The organism is Kluyvera fluvialis (assembly GCF_059725275.1).
Genome location: NZ_AP046142.1, coordinates 4066751 through 4082970 on the forward strand (window position 1 = coordinate 4066751; position 16220 = coordinate 4082970).

Below are 16220 nucleotides of genomic sequence, written 5' to 3' on the forward strand. Positions count from 1 at the left end.
ATTAACGTACCTTCAGCGTTGCCAGGCCAATCAGCACCAGCATCAGCGAAATAATCCAGAAGCGCACAATGACGCGCGGCTCCGGCCAGCCTTTCAGTTCATAGTGGTGATGAATTGGCGCCATACGGAAGATGCGCTGACCGCGCAGCTTGAAGGAACCGACCTGCAAGATAACTGACAGGGTTTCCACCACGAAGACGCCGCCCATGATAACCAGCAAGAATTCCTGACGCAGCAGCACGGCGATGATGCCCAGCGCGCCACCCAGTGCCAGTGAACCAACGTCGCCCATAAAGACTTGCGCTGGATAGGTGTTGAACCACAGGAAGCCTAAACCCGCACCGACAATCGCCGTACAGACAATCACCAGCTCACCCGCATGTCGCAGGTAAGGAATGTGCAAATAGCTGGCAAAGTTCATGTTACCGGTCGCCCATGCCACCAGCGCAAAACCCGCAGCCACAAAGACGGTTGGCATAATCGCCAGGCCGTCGAGGCCGTCGGTCAGGTTGACTGCATTCCCCGTGCCGACGATAACAAAGTACGCCAGCAGGATGTAGAACAGCCCCAGTTGCGGCATCACGTCTTTAAAGAACGGAACCACCAGCTCAGTCGCCGGAGTGTCTTTCCCCGCAAGATACAGCGCGAACGCCACGCCCAGCGCAATCACCGACATCCAGAAGTATTTCCAGCGGGCAATCAAGCCTTTGGTATCTTTACGCACCACTTTGCGATAGTCATCGACAAAACCGATGATGCCGTAGCCTACCAGCACCGTCAGTACGCACCAGACGTACGGGTTAGACGGGTACGCCCACAGCAGCACTGAAACCACAATCGCGGTGAGGATCATAATCCCCCCCATTGTCGGGGTTCCGCGTTTGCTAAAGTGAGACTCTGGGCCATCGTTACGTACAACCTGGCCAAAAGACATTTTCTGCAAGCGGGCAATCATGCGCGGGCCCATCCACAAAGAGATGAACAGCGCGGTCAGCAGGCTGACGATGGCGCGAAACGTCAGATAGGAAAAGACGTTAAAGCCGGAATAATATTTGACCAGATGTTCGGCCAGCCACACTAACATGTCCCGTTCTCCTGTAATGCGTGTACGACCTCTTCCATGGCGGCACTACGTGATCCTTTCACCAAAATAGTGATAGTTTTATTTTCATTTATCAGCGCGTTAAGGCGCGCAATCGCCGATGTTTTATCAGTGAAGTGCTCCCCTGCCCCACTGGCATCGCTAATGGCCTGGCTTAATTTACCGACGCTCAGTACCCGATCGATTCCTGCCGCTTTCGCCGCATCACCCACCTGGATATGACACGCTTCGCTTTCCGCGCCCAGTTCCGCCATATCGCCTACCACCAGCACACGGTAGCCCGGCATTTCCGACAGCACCTGCACCGCCGCCGTCATCGAACCGACGTTGGCGTTGTAAGAGTCGTCCAGCAACAGTTGGGTTTCCGCCAACTGAATCGGGAACAGACGCCCCGGCACGGCTTTCAATTGTGCCAGCCCAGCTTTCACCGCCGCTAAATCCGCGCCAACCGCCATCGACAACGCAGTTGCCGCCAGCGCATTGGCAATATTGTGACGGCCCGGCAGTGGCAGCAGCACATCGGTGCTGCCATTCGGGGTTTGCAGCGTAAATCGCGTACCTTGCGCCGTAATGCGGATATCCGCCGCGCTAAAGTCGCTGCCCGCCGCCGTTGGCGAGAAGCGCCATACGGTACGGTCGCCAATAATATGCTGCCAGTTAGCCCAGTCGTTATTGTCGGCGTTCAGAATGGCGATGCCGTTTTCCGGCAACCCGGTGAAAATCTCGCCTTTCGCTTTCGCGACACCGGCTAATGAACCAAAACCTTCCAGATGCGCAGCCGCCAGGTTATTCACCAGCGCCGCTTCCGGGCGAGTTAAGCCCACCGTCCAGGCAATTTCACCCTGGTGGTTAGCGCCTAACTCAATGACCGCGAACTGATGCTCTGGCGTCAGGCGCAGCAATGTCATCGGAACGCCGATATCATTGTTGAGGTTGCCTGCGGTATACAGTGTGTTGCCACACTGAGCCAGAATTGCGGCGGTCATCTCTTTAACCGAGGTTTTGCCGGAGGAGCCGGTCAGCGCAACAACGCGCGCCGGAACCTGCTGGCGCACCCACGCCGCCAGCTCGCCAAAGGCCAGACGGGTATCGCTTACCACTAACTGCGGCAGATCGATATCCAGTCGGCGGCTAACCAGTAACGCGCCAGCGCCACCGTCTTTTGCCGTTTGCGCAAAATCATGCGCGTCAAAGCGTTCGCCTTTCAGCGCCACAAACAGGCAACCGGGGGTTAATTTACGGGTGTCGGTCGTGACGTTTTCAATCCGTACATCATCGCCCTGAAGCTCACCGTGCAGGACATCGGCAAGCTGGTTGAGGGTTACGCTAATCATGCCACCGCTCCCAGCAGACGGGCTGCGGTAACGCGGTCGGAGTAGTCAAGACGGCGATTGCCGACAATCTGATAATCTTCGTGGCCTTTGCCCGCCAGCAGAACGACATCGTTCTCTTTGGCTTGCATAATGGCGTTGGTGACGGCTTCCGCGCGGCCTTCCATCACCTTCACATGCCCAGCATCGACCATTCCTGCCAGAATGTCGTTGATGATTGCGCGCGGCTCTTCGGTACGCGGGTTGTCATCAGTGACCACCACAATGTCCGAGAACTCTTCAGCAATCGCGCCCATCAGCGGACGTTTGCCTTTGTCTCTGTCGCCACCGCAGCCAAAGACGCACCACAGCTTGCCGGAGCAGTGCAGGCGCGCGGCCTGGAGCGCTTTTTCCAGCGCGTCCGGCGTATGGGCATAATCCACCACCACCGTCGGTTTACCCGGTGCGCTAAAGACTTCCATGCGCCCGCAAACAGGCTGCAAACGCGCTGCCGTTTTCAGTAAATCTGCCAACGGGTAACCCAGCGCCAGCAGCGTCGCCAGCGCCAGCAGCAGGTTGCTGACGTTAAACGCGCCCATCAGGCGGCTTTCAATTTCGCCGTTGCCCCAGGAGGAGTCAAAACGGATGGTCGCGCCGCTGTCGTGATAATTCACCTCAACCGCTTTCAGCCAACGTCCGTGGCAGTTCGGGTTGATGTGGTCTTCCATCGATACCGCCACCGCATCCGGCAGACGGCTCAGCCAGCGACGGCCAACTTCATCGTCTGCGTTCACAATGGCCTGGCCACAATGGTGCGTGGAGTACAGCAGCCATTTTGCGGCTTCGTAATGCTCCATATCACCGTGGTAATCCAGATGATCGCGGCTGAGGTTAGTAAATACTGAGGCGGCAAATTTCAGGGCCGCCACGCGGTGCTGCACCAGGCCGTGGGAAGAGACTTCCATCGCGGCCATCGTAGCGCCTTGCGCCACCAGGCCAGAGAGCACGTGCTGAACATCCACCGCAGAACCGGTGGTGTTTTCCGTTGGGATAACTTTACCCAGCAGGCCGTTGCCGACCGTTCCCATCACCGCACTGGTTTCACCCAGTTGCTGGCACCATTGCGCAATCAGCTGTGTGGTGGTGGTTTTGCCGTTAGTCCCGGTTACGCCAATCAGGCGCAGGTTTTCCGATGGCTCATGGTAAAAACGCCCGGCCAGCGCCGATAAACGTTCGTTGAGTTGGCTGAGGTAAATAACTGGTACGCCGTGCATCTCGCGGATTTCGCCGTCGGTTGCTTCATCTTTTGCCTCAGCAATAATGGCAGCAACACCTTGCGCAATCGCCTGCGGGATATAACGACGCCCGTCCGCCTGATGACCTACTACCGCTACGAACAGATCGCCCGATGCAGCCACACGGCTGTCGAGCGTCATCTCTCGCAGTGCTCGCTCCGGCGCATTTGGCACCCACGGAGCAAGAAGGTCGCGCAAATTACGATCTGCCACCTGAACCCTCGCCTTGATTAATTACAAATTCACTTTTTTCACTCGTTGCCAGCGCATCCGGCTCGATGTTCATGGTGCGCAACACGCCGCCCATGATGGCACCAAAGACCGGCGCGGAAACGGCACCGCCGTAATATTTACCCGCCTGCGGGTCGTTGATAACCACCACCAGCGCAAAACGCGGCTGGCTGGCTGGCGCAACGCCTGCGGTGTAAGCAATGTATTTATTGATATAGCGCCCGTCCGGACCGACTTTTTTCGCCGTACCGGTTTTAATCGCGATGCGATAGCCCTTAATTGCAGCTTTCACGCCACCGCCGCCCGGTAACGCCACGCTTTCCATCATATGAACGACAGTGCGGACGACAGATTCGGGGAACACGCGCTCGCCGGGAACCGGCGGGTCAACTTTGGTTATCGACAGCGGACGGTAGATGCCGAAGCTGCCAATGGTTGCGTAGACTCGCGCTAACTGTAACGGCGTTACCATTAGCCCGTAGCCGAAAGAGAAGGTGGCCCTCTCTATGTCAGACCACCGTTGTTTTTGAGGATATAAGCCACTGCGTTCTCCGACCAACCCCAAATTGGTCGCTTTTCCCAGCCCAAAACGTGAGTAGGTATCTACTAACGCTGAGGACGGCATCGCTAACGCCAGCTTGGAAACACCAACGTTACTCGACTTCTGTAAAACCCCGGTCAGGGTCAATTCGCTGTAGCGCCCCACATCTTTGATTTCGTGGCCGTTAATTCGATATGGAACAGTATTCAGCACCGTGTTTTCACGCACAACGCCACGCTGCAAGGCGGTCATTACCACCATCGGTTTGACCGTTGAACCTGGTTCAAACACGTCGGTGATGGCCCGGTTACGCATGGTGTCTTTCGCAGTGCCGGTAAAGTTGTTCGGGTTGTAGGACGGGCTGTTCGCCATCGCCAGCACTTCGCCGGTGCTCACATCCACCAACACGGCGCTGCCGGATTCCGCTTTGTTAAACGCCACCGCGTTATTCAGCTCGCGGTAAACCAGCGCTTGTAAGCGTTCATCAATGCTCAGCGCCAGGTTATGCGCGGCCTGGCTGTCGGTAGAGGAGATATCTTCAATGACGCGACCGTAACGGTCTTTACGTACGATACGTTCGCCCGGCTGACCAGTTAGCCATTTATCAAAGCTTTTCTCTACCCCTTCAATCCCCTGGCTATCAACGTTGGTGAAACCAATTAAGTGAGCGGTAACTTCCCCGGAAGGATAGTAACGGCGCGACTCTTCACGCAGGTAAATCCCCGGCAGCTTCAGCTTCTTGATGTAGTCAGCCATGTCAGGGTTAACCTGACGCGCCAGATAGATAAAGCGCATACGTGGGTTGGTGTTGATACGCGTCGCTAGCTGATCGAGCGGCATATTCAGCGCGTCAGCCAACGCTTTCCAGCGATTGTTGAGCACCACACCACCCGCTTCGTGCAGCTCTTTCGGGTCAGCCCAAATGGCTTTCACCGGCACACTCACCGCCAGCGGGCGGCCGGAGCGATCGGTAATCATTCCGCGAGAGGTGGCGACTTCCTGCACGCGTAGCGAGCGCATGTCGCCCTGACGCACCAGCATGTCGGGGTTGATAATCTGTAACCACGCAACGCGCCCCAGCAAGAATGCCAGTGCCACCAGAATACAGCCGCAAAGCAACGCAAAACGCCAACTGATAAAGTTGGCCTGTTCTTCCTGACGTTTTGGTTTAAGCGTTTTTGCCGCTGGTTTCATGCGTCGCAATAATCCTTATTTCTGTACAACAATGTTTTCTTTTGATGGATCAACATGCTGCATCTGCAACTTTTCGGTAGCGATACGTTCGACGCGACTGTGATCGCCGAGCGCATTCTCTTCAAGTATCAGGTTGCGCCATTCGATATCCAATGCATCACGTTCCAGCACCAACTGTTCACGTTGGGCCGTCAGCAGACGCGTATGGTGAGCCGTTGTCACCACCGTTACCGCCGTAACAATGATGCAAATGAACAGACAGAGTGGCAGCTTCCCGAACTGCAAAAGGTCGTCGCGAATGACGCCAGGCAAAGCATGGCGCTCGCCGTTTCCTAACGACCCGGTAATTTTGCTAAGGGTTTCTGTCACTCTGCCGATCATGCGTTCGTCCTTTCTGCAATACGCAGCACTGAACTACGAGCACGTGGATTTTCAGCCACTTCTTCTTCGCCCGGCATCAACTTGCCTAGCGCTCGTAAATGACGACCACCCAGTTTCCTGAGTTGCTCTTCAGTCATCGGAATCCCCGCCGGAACCTGTGGACCACGGCTTTGCTCACGCATAAAGCGTTTCACAATGCGGTCTTCCAGCGAATGGAAACTGATGATGGAAAGCCGCCCACCCGGGGCCAGCACGCCAAGCGAGCTTTTTAGCGCTTGCTCTATCTCCTCCAGTTCACTGTTTACCCAAATGCGCACCGCCTGGAAGGTACGGGTCGCGGGATGTTTGAACTTGTCTTTCACCGGCATGGCAGCGGCAATCACTTCCGCTAGCTCTTTGGTGCGGGTCATTGGCTGCTCGCGGTTACGCTCGACGATGGCGCGAGCGATGCGTTTGCCAAAGCGTTCCTCGCCGAAGGTTTTAATCACCCACGCGATATCCGCTTCATCTGCGGTTTGCAGCCATTCAGCGGCAGATTGGCCGCGAGTAGGGTCCATACGCATGTCCAGCGGGCCATCGCGCATAAAGGAGAAACCGCGTTCAGCATCGTCCAGTTGAGGTGATGAAACGCCAAGATCCAGCAAAATGCCGTCGATCTTGCCGACAAGCCCACGTTCGGCGACGTAGTCAGCCAACGCAGAGAAAGGGCCATGAACGATGGAAAAACGCGGGTCATCGATGGTCTGAGCGACCGCAATCGCCTCAGGATCGCGATCGATTGCCAATAAGCGCCCCTGCTCGCCAAGCTGCGAGAGGATTAGGCGCGAGTGACCACCGCGACCAAATGTGCCATCAATATAGATACCGTCTGGACGGATATTCAGGCCGTTAACCGCCTCATCCAGCAGTACCGTAGTATGTTTAAAATTTTCCGTCATATTTATAAGGACAAATCCTGCAATCGCTCCGACAGCGCCCCTGAAGCAGATTGCTCAGCGTCGATATCTTCCTTGACCTGTTGATACCAGGCCGTTTCATCCCACAGCTCAAACTTATTGAACTGCCCGACCAGCATCACTTCTTTGGTCAAACCGGCGTGTTGCCGTAAAACCGGCGCAATCAGCAGTCGCCCGGCGTTGTCCATCTGGCATTCGCTGGCATGTCCCAACAACAGCCGCTGCACGCGGCGTTCAAGAGGGTTCATGCTCGACAAACGCGACAATTTTTGCTCGATAATTTCCCATTCGGGCAGAGGATAAAGCAGCAGGCAGGGGTGATGGATGTCAATGGTACACACCATTTGACCTGTAGCACTCTCGATCAGCGTGTCCCGATATCGGACAGGGACGGCTAAACGTCCTTTACTGTCGAGATTGACTAACGTTGCCCCTCGGAACATGCCAGCCTCACCCCTTATTACCACTTTACCCCACAAATTCCCACTCAAAGGAGTTTACGGAGCAGAGGAAAAGCTTGTCAAGCCAGCATGGATGCCAACGGAGTCCAAAAGACCACTAATTGCGGCTGACAATAGCCTTGATTAATATTTATCCAACAGACGAGGCAAAATAACGTCATGAATATCTGTGAGAAAAAGACAAACAGATTCACATCACGTTAACGCGACTAAATATCATCGAAAGAATTAATAAAGTGTCAGTTTGCGACGCGAGCGGCATTTTAGGACATTCTGCTGTCCGTTAACAGCCCCTGTGGCGCGCGCTTGCGAGGAATTCCAGCGCGACGGCTAACCCATTCTGGTAGGTCAGTTGATGAAGTGTCTGTTATTTCGGCAATCGATCGGCAGAGTGTAACAAAATAATACACAAATAATATTATTTTACTTAGCGTTCACAATATTGAACATCATGCCGAGGCAACGAAAGAGGAATTAAATAGAAGGCTAATCAAAATAAGGAATTATCTTATACGGGGAAAATTAAACTTATTTTGCGCGATGAAGACGACGCTATGCCGACTTCATCGCGAAAGGGTTTTTATCGGCGGCAGAGGCTGCCACGGCGATAAAGATTACGTCGAATACGGCTTAGCCCCGGTTTTGGTTTGCGTGGCTCATCCAGGCTTGCCAGCACAATTTCCAGCACTCGCTCAGCCACATCGCGGTGACGCTGGGCAACCGCCAGCACCGGGCATTGCAGGAAATCGAGCAGCTCGTTGTCACCGAATGTGGCAATTGCCAGGTCGGTTGGCAGCTTGCCTTCACGGCGCAACGTCACATCCATCACCCCTTGCAGCAACGCAAATGAGGTGGTGAACAAGGCCTGCGGCATCGGATGTGTTTCCAGCCATTTCTCGAACAACTGCGCAGCAGCGTCGCGTTCATAGCTGTTGGCATACAAATAGTGAACTTCGCGTGGGTCGTCTTTCCAGGCAGTACGGAAGCCCTGCTCACGCAGATAGCTAACCGACAGCTCTGGCAGCGCACCAAGATAAAGCACTGTTTCGGCAGGAAATGTGCGCAACTCGGCAGCCAACATTTCCGCATCGTCTTGATCCGCCCCTACAACGCTGGTGAAGTGCTCTCGGTCAAGCGCACGGTCAAGCGCGACAATCGGGAAGGTGTCATTAGCCCAGCGTTGGTAGAAAGGATGTTCCGGCGGCAGCGAGGTTGAGACGATAATCGCATCCACCTGACGTTGCAGCAGGTGTTCAATGCAGCGCATTTCGTTATCCGGCTGATCTTCCGAACAGGCGATTAACAGCTGATACCCACGCTGGCGTGCCTGGCGTTCGAGGTAGTTCGCAATGCGCGTATAGCTGGTGTTTTCCAGGTCAGGGATCACTAACCCAATTGACCGTGTGCGTCCTGCACGCAGCCCAGCAGCTACCGCGTTAGGATGGTAGTTGTGCTCACGCACCACGGCCATCACTTTTTCGACAGTCTTGTCGCTTACGCGGTACTGCTTCGCTTTACCGTTAATCACATAGCTGGCGGTGGTTCGGGAAACACCGGCAAGCCGGGCGATCTCATCCAGTTTCACAATTGCCCCTTGCTTTATAAGTATAATCTGTAACATCTAAACGCAGAATGATCTCATCGGCAATAGCTTTTCTTCGCACTTCATGCTGGGTTCGCAAAAAAAAGCCCGACGTCTTGCCGGGCTACGATAAAGCGATGAGACTTCAGCTAACGCATTATCTTATCACCGCGCGACAGCCCGACCACACCGGATCGCGCGACTTCGACAATTCTGGCGACATCACGCAAAGAGGCGAGGAATGCATCCAGCTTGTCACTGGTACCTGCCAACTGCACGGTATAGAGCGAGGGAGTGACGTCAATAATCTGCCCACGGAAGATCTCGGTGTTGCGTTTGACCTCGTCACGCCCATAACCGCTGGCCTGTACCTTCACCAGCATGATTTCACGCTCGACGTGCGCCCCCTGCCCTAGCTCGTTAACCCGCAGCACATCCACCAGTTTGTGCAGCTGCTTTTCAATTTGCTCAATGGCCTTTTCATCGCCAACCGTTTGAATGGTCATACGCGAGAGCGTTGGGTCTTCGGTGGGCGCGACTGTCAGGCTTTCAATGTTGTAACCGCGTTGTGAGAACAGCCCAATCACGCGTGACAGCGCCCCAGACTCGTTTTCCAGTAATACTGATAGTATCCGGCGCATAATCAGGTTCTCTCCGTTTTGCTCAGCCACATCTCGTCCATTCCGCCGCCGCGAATTTGCATCGGATAGACGTGCTCGCTACCGTCAACGCACACATCGACGAATACCAGGCGGTTATTGCGCACCTGCTCCAGCGCCTCCGCCAACTTACTTTCAAGCTCATCAGGGCGCGTAATGCGAATCCCTACGTGACCGTAAGCCTCTGCCAGGCGGACAAAATCCGGTAGCGACTGCATGTAAGACTGCGAATGGCGGCCTGAATAAATCATGTCCTGCCACTGCTTCACCATGCCCAAATAGCCATTGTTCAAGTTGAGCACCAGTACAGGTAGTTCGTACTGCAACGCTGTTGATAATTCCTGGATATTCATCTGGATACTGCCATCGCCGGTTACACAGACCACGGTTTCATCCGGCAGCGCCATTTTCACGCCCAGCGCCGCAGGCAGGCCAAAGCCCATCGTGCCTAATCCACCGGAGTTTATCCAACGGCGAGGTTTGTCGAACGGATAGTACAGCGCAGCAAACATCTGGTGCTGGCCGACGTCAGAGGTGACATAAGCATCACCGTGGGTTAATTTCCAGATAGTTTCGACCACCGCCTGCGGTTTGATCTGCTCACTTTGATAGTCGTACTTCAGGCACTGGCGGCTACGCCACTGCTCAATTTGCTGCCACCAATCGCGAATGTCATCCAGCGGTTGGGCTGCAAGCTCTTGATCCACCAGCTCCAGCATTTGATCCAGCACGAGTCTGGCATCGCCGACGATCGGAATATCTGCCGGTACGGTTTTAGAGATCGACGTCGGATCAATATCAATATGTAGCACCGTGGCATCCGGGCAGTATTTCGCCAGATTATTGGTGGTGCGATCGTCAAAGCGCACCCCGACGGCGAAGATAACGTCAGCGTGATGCATCGCCATATTGGCTTCATAAGTGCCGTGCATCCCTAACATCCCCAGCGCCTGGCGATGGGTCGCCGGAAAGCCGCCTAACCCCATGAGTGAAGAGGCCACCGGCAAATTCAGTTTTTCAATTAGGCTGCGCAGTTGCTCATGACACTCAGCGTTCACCACGCCGCCGCCAACGTAGACCACCGGTTTTTTCGCCGCGATAAGCGTTTGCAACGCGCGCTTAATTTGCCCTTTATGGCCGGTGGTTGTCGGGTTGTAAGAACGCATACTGACGGTATCCGGCCAGACATACGGCAGTTTTTTCGCAGGGCTAAGGATATCTTTCGGCAAATCTACCACCACCGGCCCCGGGCGACCACTGGCGGCAAGCCAGAACGCTTTTTTCAACACACTGGGGATGTCTTCCGTTTGCTTAACCAGAAAGCTGTGCTTCACTACCGGGCGCGAAACCCCCACCATGTCGCACTCCTGGAAGGCATCGTAGCCAATTAGCGATGTCGCCACCTGCCCTGAAAGCACCACCAGAGGAATGGAGTCCATATACGCCGTGGCAATTCCGGTAATGGCATTTGTCGCACCAGGGCCAGAGGTTACCAGCACCACGCCCACTTCACCGGTCGCGCGCGCCAGGCCATCGGCCATATGCACCGCCGCCTGTTCATGACGTACCAGCACATGGTCAATCCCCCCTACCGTATGCAGCGCATCATAAATATCGAGCACCGCACCGCCAGGATAGCCAAACACCTGCTTCACGCCCTGATCGATTAACGATCGGACGACCATCTCGGCTCCAGACAACATCTCCATGACTTGCCTCCAGGCTGTATCTTGATGACCGAGAAACTCATTTTCCTGCGGTCATGTGCCGGGGACGTAATATTCATCTCCGGCGCTAAAGTATCGATAACGACTTAACATAACCCGCTCACTGCAAAGCAAGCAATTCGCACATTTCACATAGCAGGACGAGTAAAAAGAGGAAAAATAAGGAGAAAAGGAAAAATGATGGATAATTACTTCAACGATAAGAAAATGAGAGCGTAATTACTCGGACGAACCGCATCATTACAGCAAAACATCTATTTTTTGCTTTATCGCCGGGCGACCCGGCGATAAATAACAGAATAAAATTCTTTATTCCTGCGACATTTCAAAACAAATGGAAAACGTAATCACGCGCCTGAGAATTAGGATTACTGTTGACGGCAAGCACTAATCAGCAACTCTTCCATCCACTGATGGCCTTTATCGCGCCCTGCGGCTTCATGCCAGGAAAGATAACAGGTACGGCTATTTAGCTTCATTGGCAGCGGTAAAACATTCAGGCCCAGTTGCTCAGAAAACTCTTCTGCTAAACGACGCGGCGCGACTGCGACTAAGTGCGTTTGCGAAACCACGTTCAGCACGCTAATCAGCGCCATCCCTTGATATGCAACGCGGCTCAGTTTATCGACGGTGTCGTACCACGGCTGGCTAAAAGAGGCATAACGGTCTAAAGAAACCACCGCATGTTCTTCCTGGTAAAAATCGCTTTCAGAGATAGGGCCAGTAATACGCGGGTGTTTATTACTTGCGACTAAAACCATTTCATCATTAAACAGCGGTACACAAGCAAACTCCGGTCGGCGGAACTCTTCGTAACCTAAAACGAACTCAATTTCCTGATAACGCAACTGATGTTCGGTATTTTGATTTAACGATGATTTAAACACCATGTGAATATGAGGCGCGACTTCATTCACCTTATTGAGGATTACAGAGGTTAAATAGTTATCCAGCGGGCTACATACACAAAGATTAAATACGCGCTCACTGCTCAGCGGTTCAAAACCCGAGCCTGGTAATTCATTTTGCACCAGTTGCAGCGCCTGGCGTACAGAACCAAAAAGCTGAAATGCGCGCGCGGTAGGCTGGATGCCGCGACCATAACGCACAAACAACTCATCATTAAACATCACTTTCAGTCGTGCGACCGCATTACTGACCGCAGGCTGCGACATCCCCAGCATATGGGCAGCACGAGTAATATTCTGCTCCTGCATTACGGCATCAAAAACGGTTAATAGATTTAAATCAACCATTCGAAGCTGTGGTTTGTTTCCCTCATTTCCCGATAAACGTTGCTGCTCTGGGGCATTAATTACGCTTTCAGATTCCACTGTCATACAAAACTCCCTTTGCAAAATCGCAGAAATACATTAAGGGTATATGATTTACCATGCATATAAGATCCAAAAAAGGAAAATTGATAAAAATAGGAATATATAAAGATTTAGACAAATTGCGGTTACGATAAAATAATCGCGCTTATTTATATCCTCAAGATAATGATAAGCAGTTTACTCATAGATCATACGAATACACAACACACCAAAAAATTAATAATCTATTAAGTTTTATTAAAATGTTTTTTTTCTTACATAGAAAAATCAACACAAACGCATCATCAATAGCTGTTTAAAATTCACAACACATCGTGAATACAAAACAAACCCTTAATTATCAAAATGATATAAAAATTACCTCATGATTACAGAATAGTGACAATCTACGAGCAATTATGTAGATGTGCGACAAAGTATTAAAATCGTGAATTAACAAAAGAAACTATATACTAGAAAGTGAGATATTAATCAGCACAATTAGCTAATGCCTTGACCCATTTTCTCCTCAACAGCTTGCCCGATTTCGGATTGTAGGGTTGACATCAGAAAGCATATCCAGTACCACTAAAAGCATATCGAATTCATTTGGAGAATGATGACAATGTTCCGCACCGCTCGCTTTATCGGTCTACTACTACTAAACGCCTCTTCTGTGCGCGGTAGACTGGTGTGCGACGTTCAACGTTAAGTCATCATCAGTAACACTAAAACCCGCGCCGTTGCGCGGGTTTTTTTATGCTCGTAGCAAAGCGCCCAAGTTAACCAAGGACCTAAACCATGAGCCAGCAAGTTATTATTTTCGATACCACCTTACGTGACGGTGAACAGGCATTACAGGCAAGCCTGAGCGTGAAAGAGAAGCTGCAAATCGCTTTTGCCCTTGAGCGTATGGGTGTTGACGTCATGGAAGTCGGGTTTCCGGTCTCTTCTCCGGGCGATTTTGAATCGGTACAGACCATTGCGCGCAACATTAAAAATAGCCGTGTCTGTGGTCTGGCGCGCTGCGTTGAGCAAGACATTGATGTTGCGGCAGAGTCGTTGAAAGTGGCGGAAGCCTTCCGTATCCATACCTTTATCGCCACCTCGCCGATGCATATCGCCACCAAGCTGCGCAGTACGCTGGATGACGTCATCGAACGGGCGGTATATATGGTGAAACGGGCGCGCAACTACACCGACGACGTGGAGTTCTCCTGTGAAGATGCAGGCCGCACGCCGATTGATCAGTTGGCTCGCGTTGTCGAAGCCGCGATTAACGCCGGTGCAACTACGATTAATATCCCAGACACCGTCGGCTACACCCTGCCATTCGAGTTTTCCAACATCATCACCGGCCTGTATGAGCGCGTGCCAAATATCGACAAAGCGATTATCTCCGTCCACACCCATGACGACTTAGGCATGGCGGTGGGGAACTCTCTGGCAGCCGTCCACGCAGGCGCTCGCCAGGTTGAAGGCGCGATGAACGGTATCGGCGAACGTGCGGGAAACTGTTCGCTGGAAGAGGTGATCATGGCGATTAAAGTGCGCAAAGACATTATGAAAGTGCACACCAATATCAACCACAATGAAATCTGGCGCACCAGCCAGACCGTTAGCCAGATCTGCAACATGCCTATCCCGGCAAACAAAGCCATTGTCGGTACTGGCGCGTTCGCGCACTCCTCCGGTATTCACCAGGATGGCGTGCTGAAAAACCGCGAAAACTACGAAATCATGACCCCGGAATCCATCGGTTTTAATCAGGTGCAGTTAAACCTGACCTCCCGTTCTGGCCGTGCGGCGGTGAAACATCGCATGGAAGAGATGGGCTACAAAGAAACCGACTACAACATGGATCACCTGTACGACGCGTTCCTGAAGCTGGCAGACAAAAAAGGTCAGGTCTTCGATTACGACCTGGAAGCGCTGGCGTTCATCAACAAACAACAAGAAGAGCCGGAGCATTTCCGCCTGGATTACTTCAGCGTGCAATCCGGCTCCAGCGATATCGCCACCGCCTCGGTCAAACTGGCCTGCGGCGATGAAATTAAAGCCGAAGCCGCCAACGGTAACGGGCCGGTCGATGCGATTTATCACGCTATTAACCGCGTCACCCACTATGACATTGAGCTGGTCAAATACGACCTGAGCGCCAAAGGCCACGGCAAAGACGCGCTGGGCCAGGTGGATATCGTCGTCAACTATAACGGCCGTCGTTTCCACGGTGTCGGTCTGGCGACAGACATCGTCGAATCTTCCGCGAAAGCGATGGTGCATGTGCTGAACAACATCTGGCGCGCCGCCGAAGTTGAAAAAGAATTGCAACGCAAAATTAAGAATAACGAGAACAACAAGGAAACCGTGTAATGTCGAAGAATTACCATATTGCTGTATTGCCAGGTGACGGTATTGGCCCGGAAGTCATGGCACAGGCGTTGAAAGTACTGGAAGCTGTGCGTCAGCGTTTTGCGATGAGTATTACCACCAGCCACTATGATGTGGGCGGTATTGCCATCGACCGTCACGGAGAGCCATTGCCACAGGCGACCGTGGAAGGTTGCGAACAGGCAGACGCCATTCTGTTTGGCTCGGTTGGCGGCCCCAAATGGGAACACCTGCCGCCCAACGCGCAGCCAGAGCGCGGCGCGCTGCTGCCGCTGCGTAAGCATTTCAAGCTGTTCAGCAACCTGCGTCCAGCCAAGCTGTATCAAGGCTTAGAAGAGTTTTGCCCGCTGCGCGCTGATATCGCTGCCAACGGTTTCGATATTCTGTGCGTGCGTGAACTGACGGGCGGCATCTATTTTGGTCAACCCAAAGGCCGCGAAGGCAGCGGTCAACACGAAAAAGCGTTTGATACCGAGGTCTATCACCGTTTCGAGATTGAACGTATTGCGCGTATTGCCTTTGAGTCTGCGCGCAAGCGCCGCCGCAAAGTCACCTCAATTGATAAAGCCAACGTTTTACAGACCTCTATTCTGTGGCGTGAAATTGTCAGCGAAATCGCCAAAGAGTACGCGGACGTCGAGCTGCACCATATGTATATCGACAACGCCACAATGCAGATGATTAAAGATCCGGCACAGTTTGATGTGGTGCTGTGCTCTAACCTGTTTGGCGACATTCTCTCTGATGAATGCGCGATGATCACCGGCTCAATGGGTATGCTGCCGTCTGCCAGCCTGAACGAGCAAGGTTTCGGTCTGTACGAACCGGCGGGCGGCTCCGCGCCGGATATCGCGGGTAAAAACATCGCGAACCCGATTGCGCAAATCCTGTCGCTGGCGCTGTTGTTGCGCTACAGCCTGGAGGCCAACGACGCAGCAAGCGCGATTGAAAATGCGATTAACCGCGCGCTGGAAGAGGGCATTCGTACTGGCGATTTAGCTCGCGGCGGTGCGGCAGTCAGTACCGATGAAATGGGCGATATTATTGCCCGCTATGTAGCGCAAGGGGTGTAAT

General features: G+C 53.1%; 14 protein-coding genes. 3 read left to right on the top strand and 11 right to left on the bottom strand.

Going from position 1 to position 16220, the window contains the following annotated elements; translation table 11 throughout:
- Position 1: 1 nt before the first annotated feature.
- The 11 genes from mraY to leuO all read right to left on the bottom strand — a co-directional run bounded on the left by mraY (position 2) and on the right by leuO (position 12779).
- The gene (gene mraY, locus AC6I4B_RS19275) at positions 2–1084 is read right to left on the bottom strand and encodes a phospho-N-acetylmuramoyl-pentapeptide-transferase (protein ID WP_497767463.1); all 1083 of its coding nucleotides are present in this window, start codon (positions 1082–1084) and stop codon (positions 2–4) included.
- Positions 1078–2436, bottom strand: coding sequence for a UDP-N-acetylmuramoyl-tripeptide--D-alanyl-D-alanine ligase (murF, locus tag AC6I4B_RS19280; protein ID WP_497767464.1), 1359 nt, complete (start codon positions 2434–2436; stop codon positions 1078–1080). Before murF ends, mraY begins: the two co-directional genes overlap by 7 nt.
- Complete coding sequence (gene murE, locus AC6I4B_RS19285; protein ID WP_497767466.1) at positions 2433–3920, bottom strand: UDP-N-acetylmuramoyl-L-alanyl-D-glutamate--2,6-diaminopimelate ligase; 1488 nt, start codon at positions 3918–3920, stop codon at positions 2433–2435. Before murE ends, murF begins: the two co-directional genes overlap by 4 nt.
- Entirely contained in the window at positions 3907–5673 is a 1767-nt protein-coding gene (locus tag AC6I4B_RS19290) for a peptidoglycan glycosyltransferase FtsI (RefSeq protein WP_497767468.1), read from the bottom strand. The genes murE and AC6I4B_RS19290 overlap by 14 nt, the downstream gene beginning before the upstream one ends.
- Before the next feature lie 15 nt (positions 5674–5688).
- Positions 5689–6054 carry a cell division protein FtsL gene (gene ftsL, locus AC6I4B_RS19295; protein WP_497767469.1) on the bottom strand — a complete coding sequence of 122 codons (366 nt, stop codon included), beginning with the start codon at positions 6052–6054 and terminating at the stop codon, positions 5689–5691.
- On the bottom strand, positions 6051–6992 hold the full coding sequence (gene rsmH, locus AC6I4B_RS19300; RefSeq protein WP_497767471.1) for a 16S rRNA (cytosine(1402)-N(4))-methyltransferase RsmH: 942 nt from the start codon (positions 6990–6992) through the stop codon (positions 6051–6053). The genes ftsL and rsmH overlap by 4 nt, the downstream gene beginning before the upstream one ends.
- A 2-nt stretch (positions 6993–6994) precedes the next feature.
- Positions 6995–7453: a division/cell wall cluster transcriptional repressor MraZ gene (gene mraZ, locus AC6I4B_RS19305; protein ID WP_497767472.1), complete on the bottom strand. Its 459-nt coding sequence runs from the start codon at positions 7451–7453 to the stop codon at positions 6995–6997.
- A gap of 598 nt (positions 7454–8051) precedes the next feature.
- A complete protein-coding gene (gene cra, locus AC6I4B_RS19310) occupies positions 8052–9056 on the bottom strand; it encodes a catabolite repressor/activator (RefSeq protein WP_497767473.1) in 1005 nt (334 codons plus the stop codon).
- Positions 9057–9202: 146 nt separating this feature from the next.
- Positions 9203–9694, bottom strand: a complete 492-nt coding sequence (ilvN, locus tag AC6I4B_RS19315; RefSeq protein WP_395596471.1) for an acetolactate synthase small subunit — start codon at positions 9692–9694, stop codon at positions 9203–9205.
- A gap of 2 nt (positions 9695–9696) precedes the next feature.
- Positions 9697–11421, bottom strand: a complete 1725-nt coding sequence (ilvI, locus tag AC6I4B_RS19320; RefSeq protein WP_497767475.1) for an acetolactate synthase 3 large subunit — start codon at positions 11419–11421, stop codon at positions 9697–9699.
- Positions 11422–11807: 386 nt separating this feature from the next.
- Entirely contained in the window at positions 11808–12779 is a 972-nt protein-coding gene (gene leuO / locus AC6I4B_RS19325) for a transcriptional regulator LeuO (protein ID WP_497767476.1), read from the bottom strand.
- 601 nt (positions 12780–13380) lie between these two features.
- Between leuO and leuL the strand changes: the two genes are divergently transcribed.
- The 3 genes from leuL to leuB all read left to right on the top strand — a co-directional run bounded on the left by leuL (position 13381) and on the right by leuB (position 16219).
- Positions 13381–13467, top strand: coding sequence for a leu operon leader peptide (leuL, locus tag AC6I4B_RS19330; RefSeq protein WP_497772253.1), 87 nt, complete (start codon positions 13381–13383; stop codon positions 13465–13467).
- Positions 13468–13556: 89 nt separating this feature from the next.
- On the top strand, positions 13557–15128 hold the full coding sequence (gene leuA / locus AC6I4B_RS19335) for a 2-isopropylmalate synthase (protein WP_497767478.1): 1572 nt from the start codon (positions 13557–13559) through the stop codon (positions 15126–15128).
- Positions 15128–16219, top strand: coding sequence for a 3-isopropylmalate dehydrogenase (gene leuB, locus AC6I4B_RS19340; RefSeq protein ID WP_497767479.1), 1092 nt, complete (start codon positions 15128–15130; stop codon positions 16217–16219). The genes leuA and leuB overlap by 1 nt, the downstream gene beginning before the upstream one ends.
- Position 16220 lies beyond the last annotated feature (1 nt).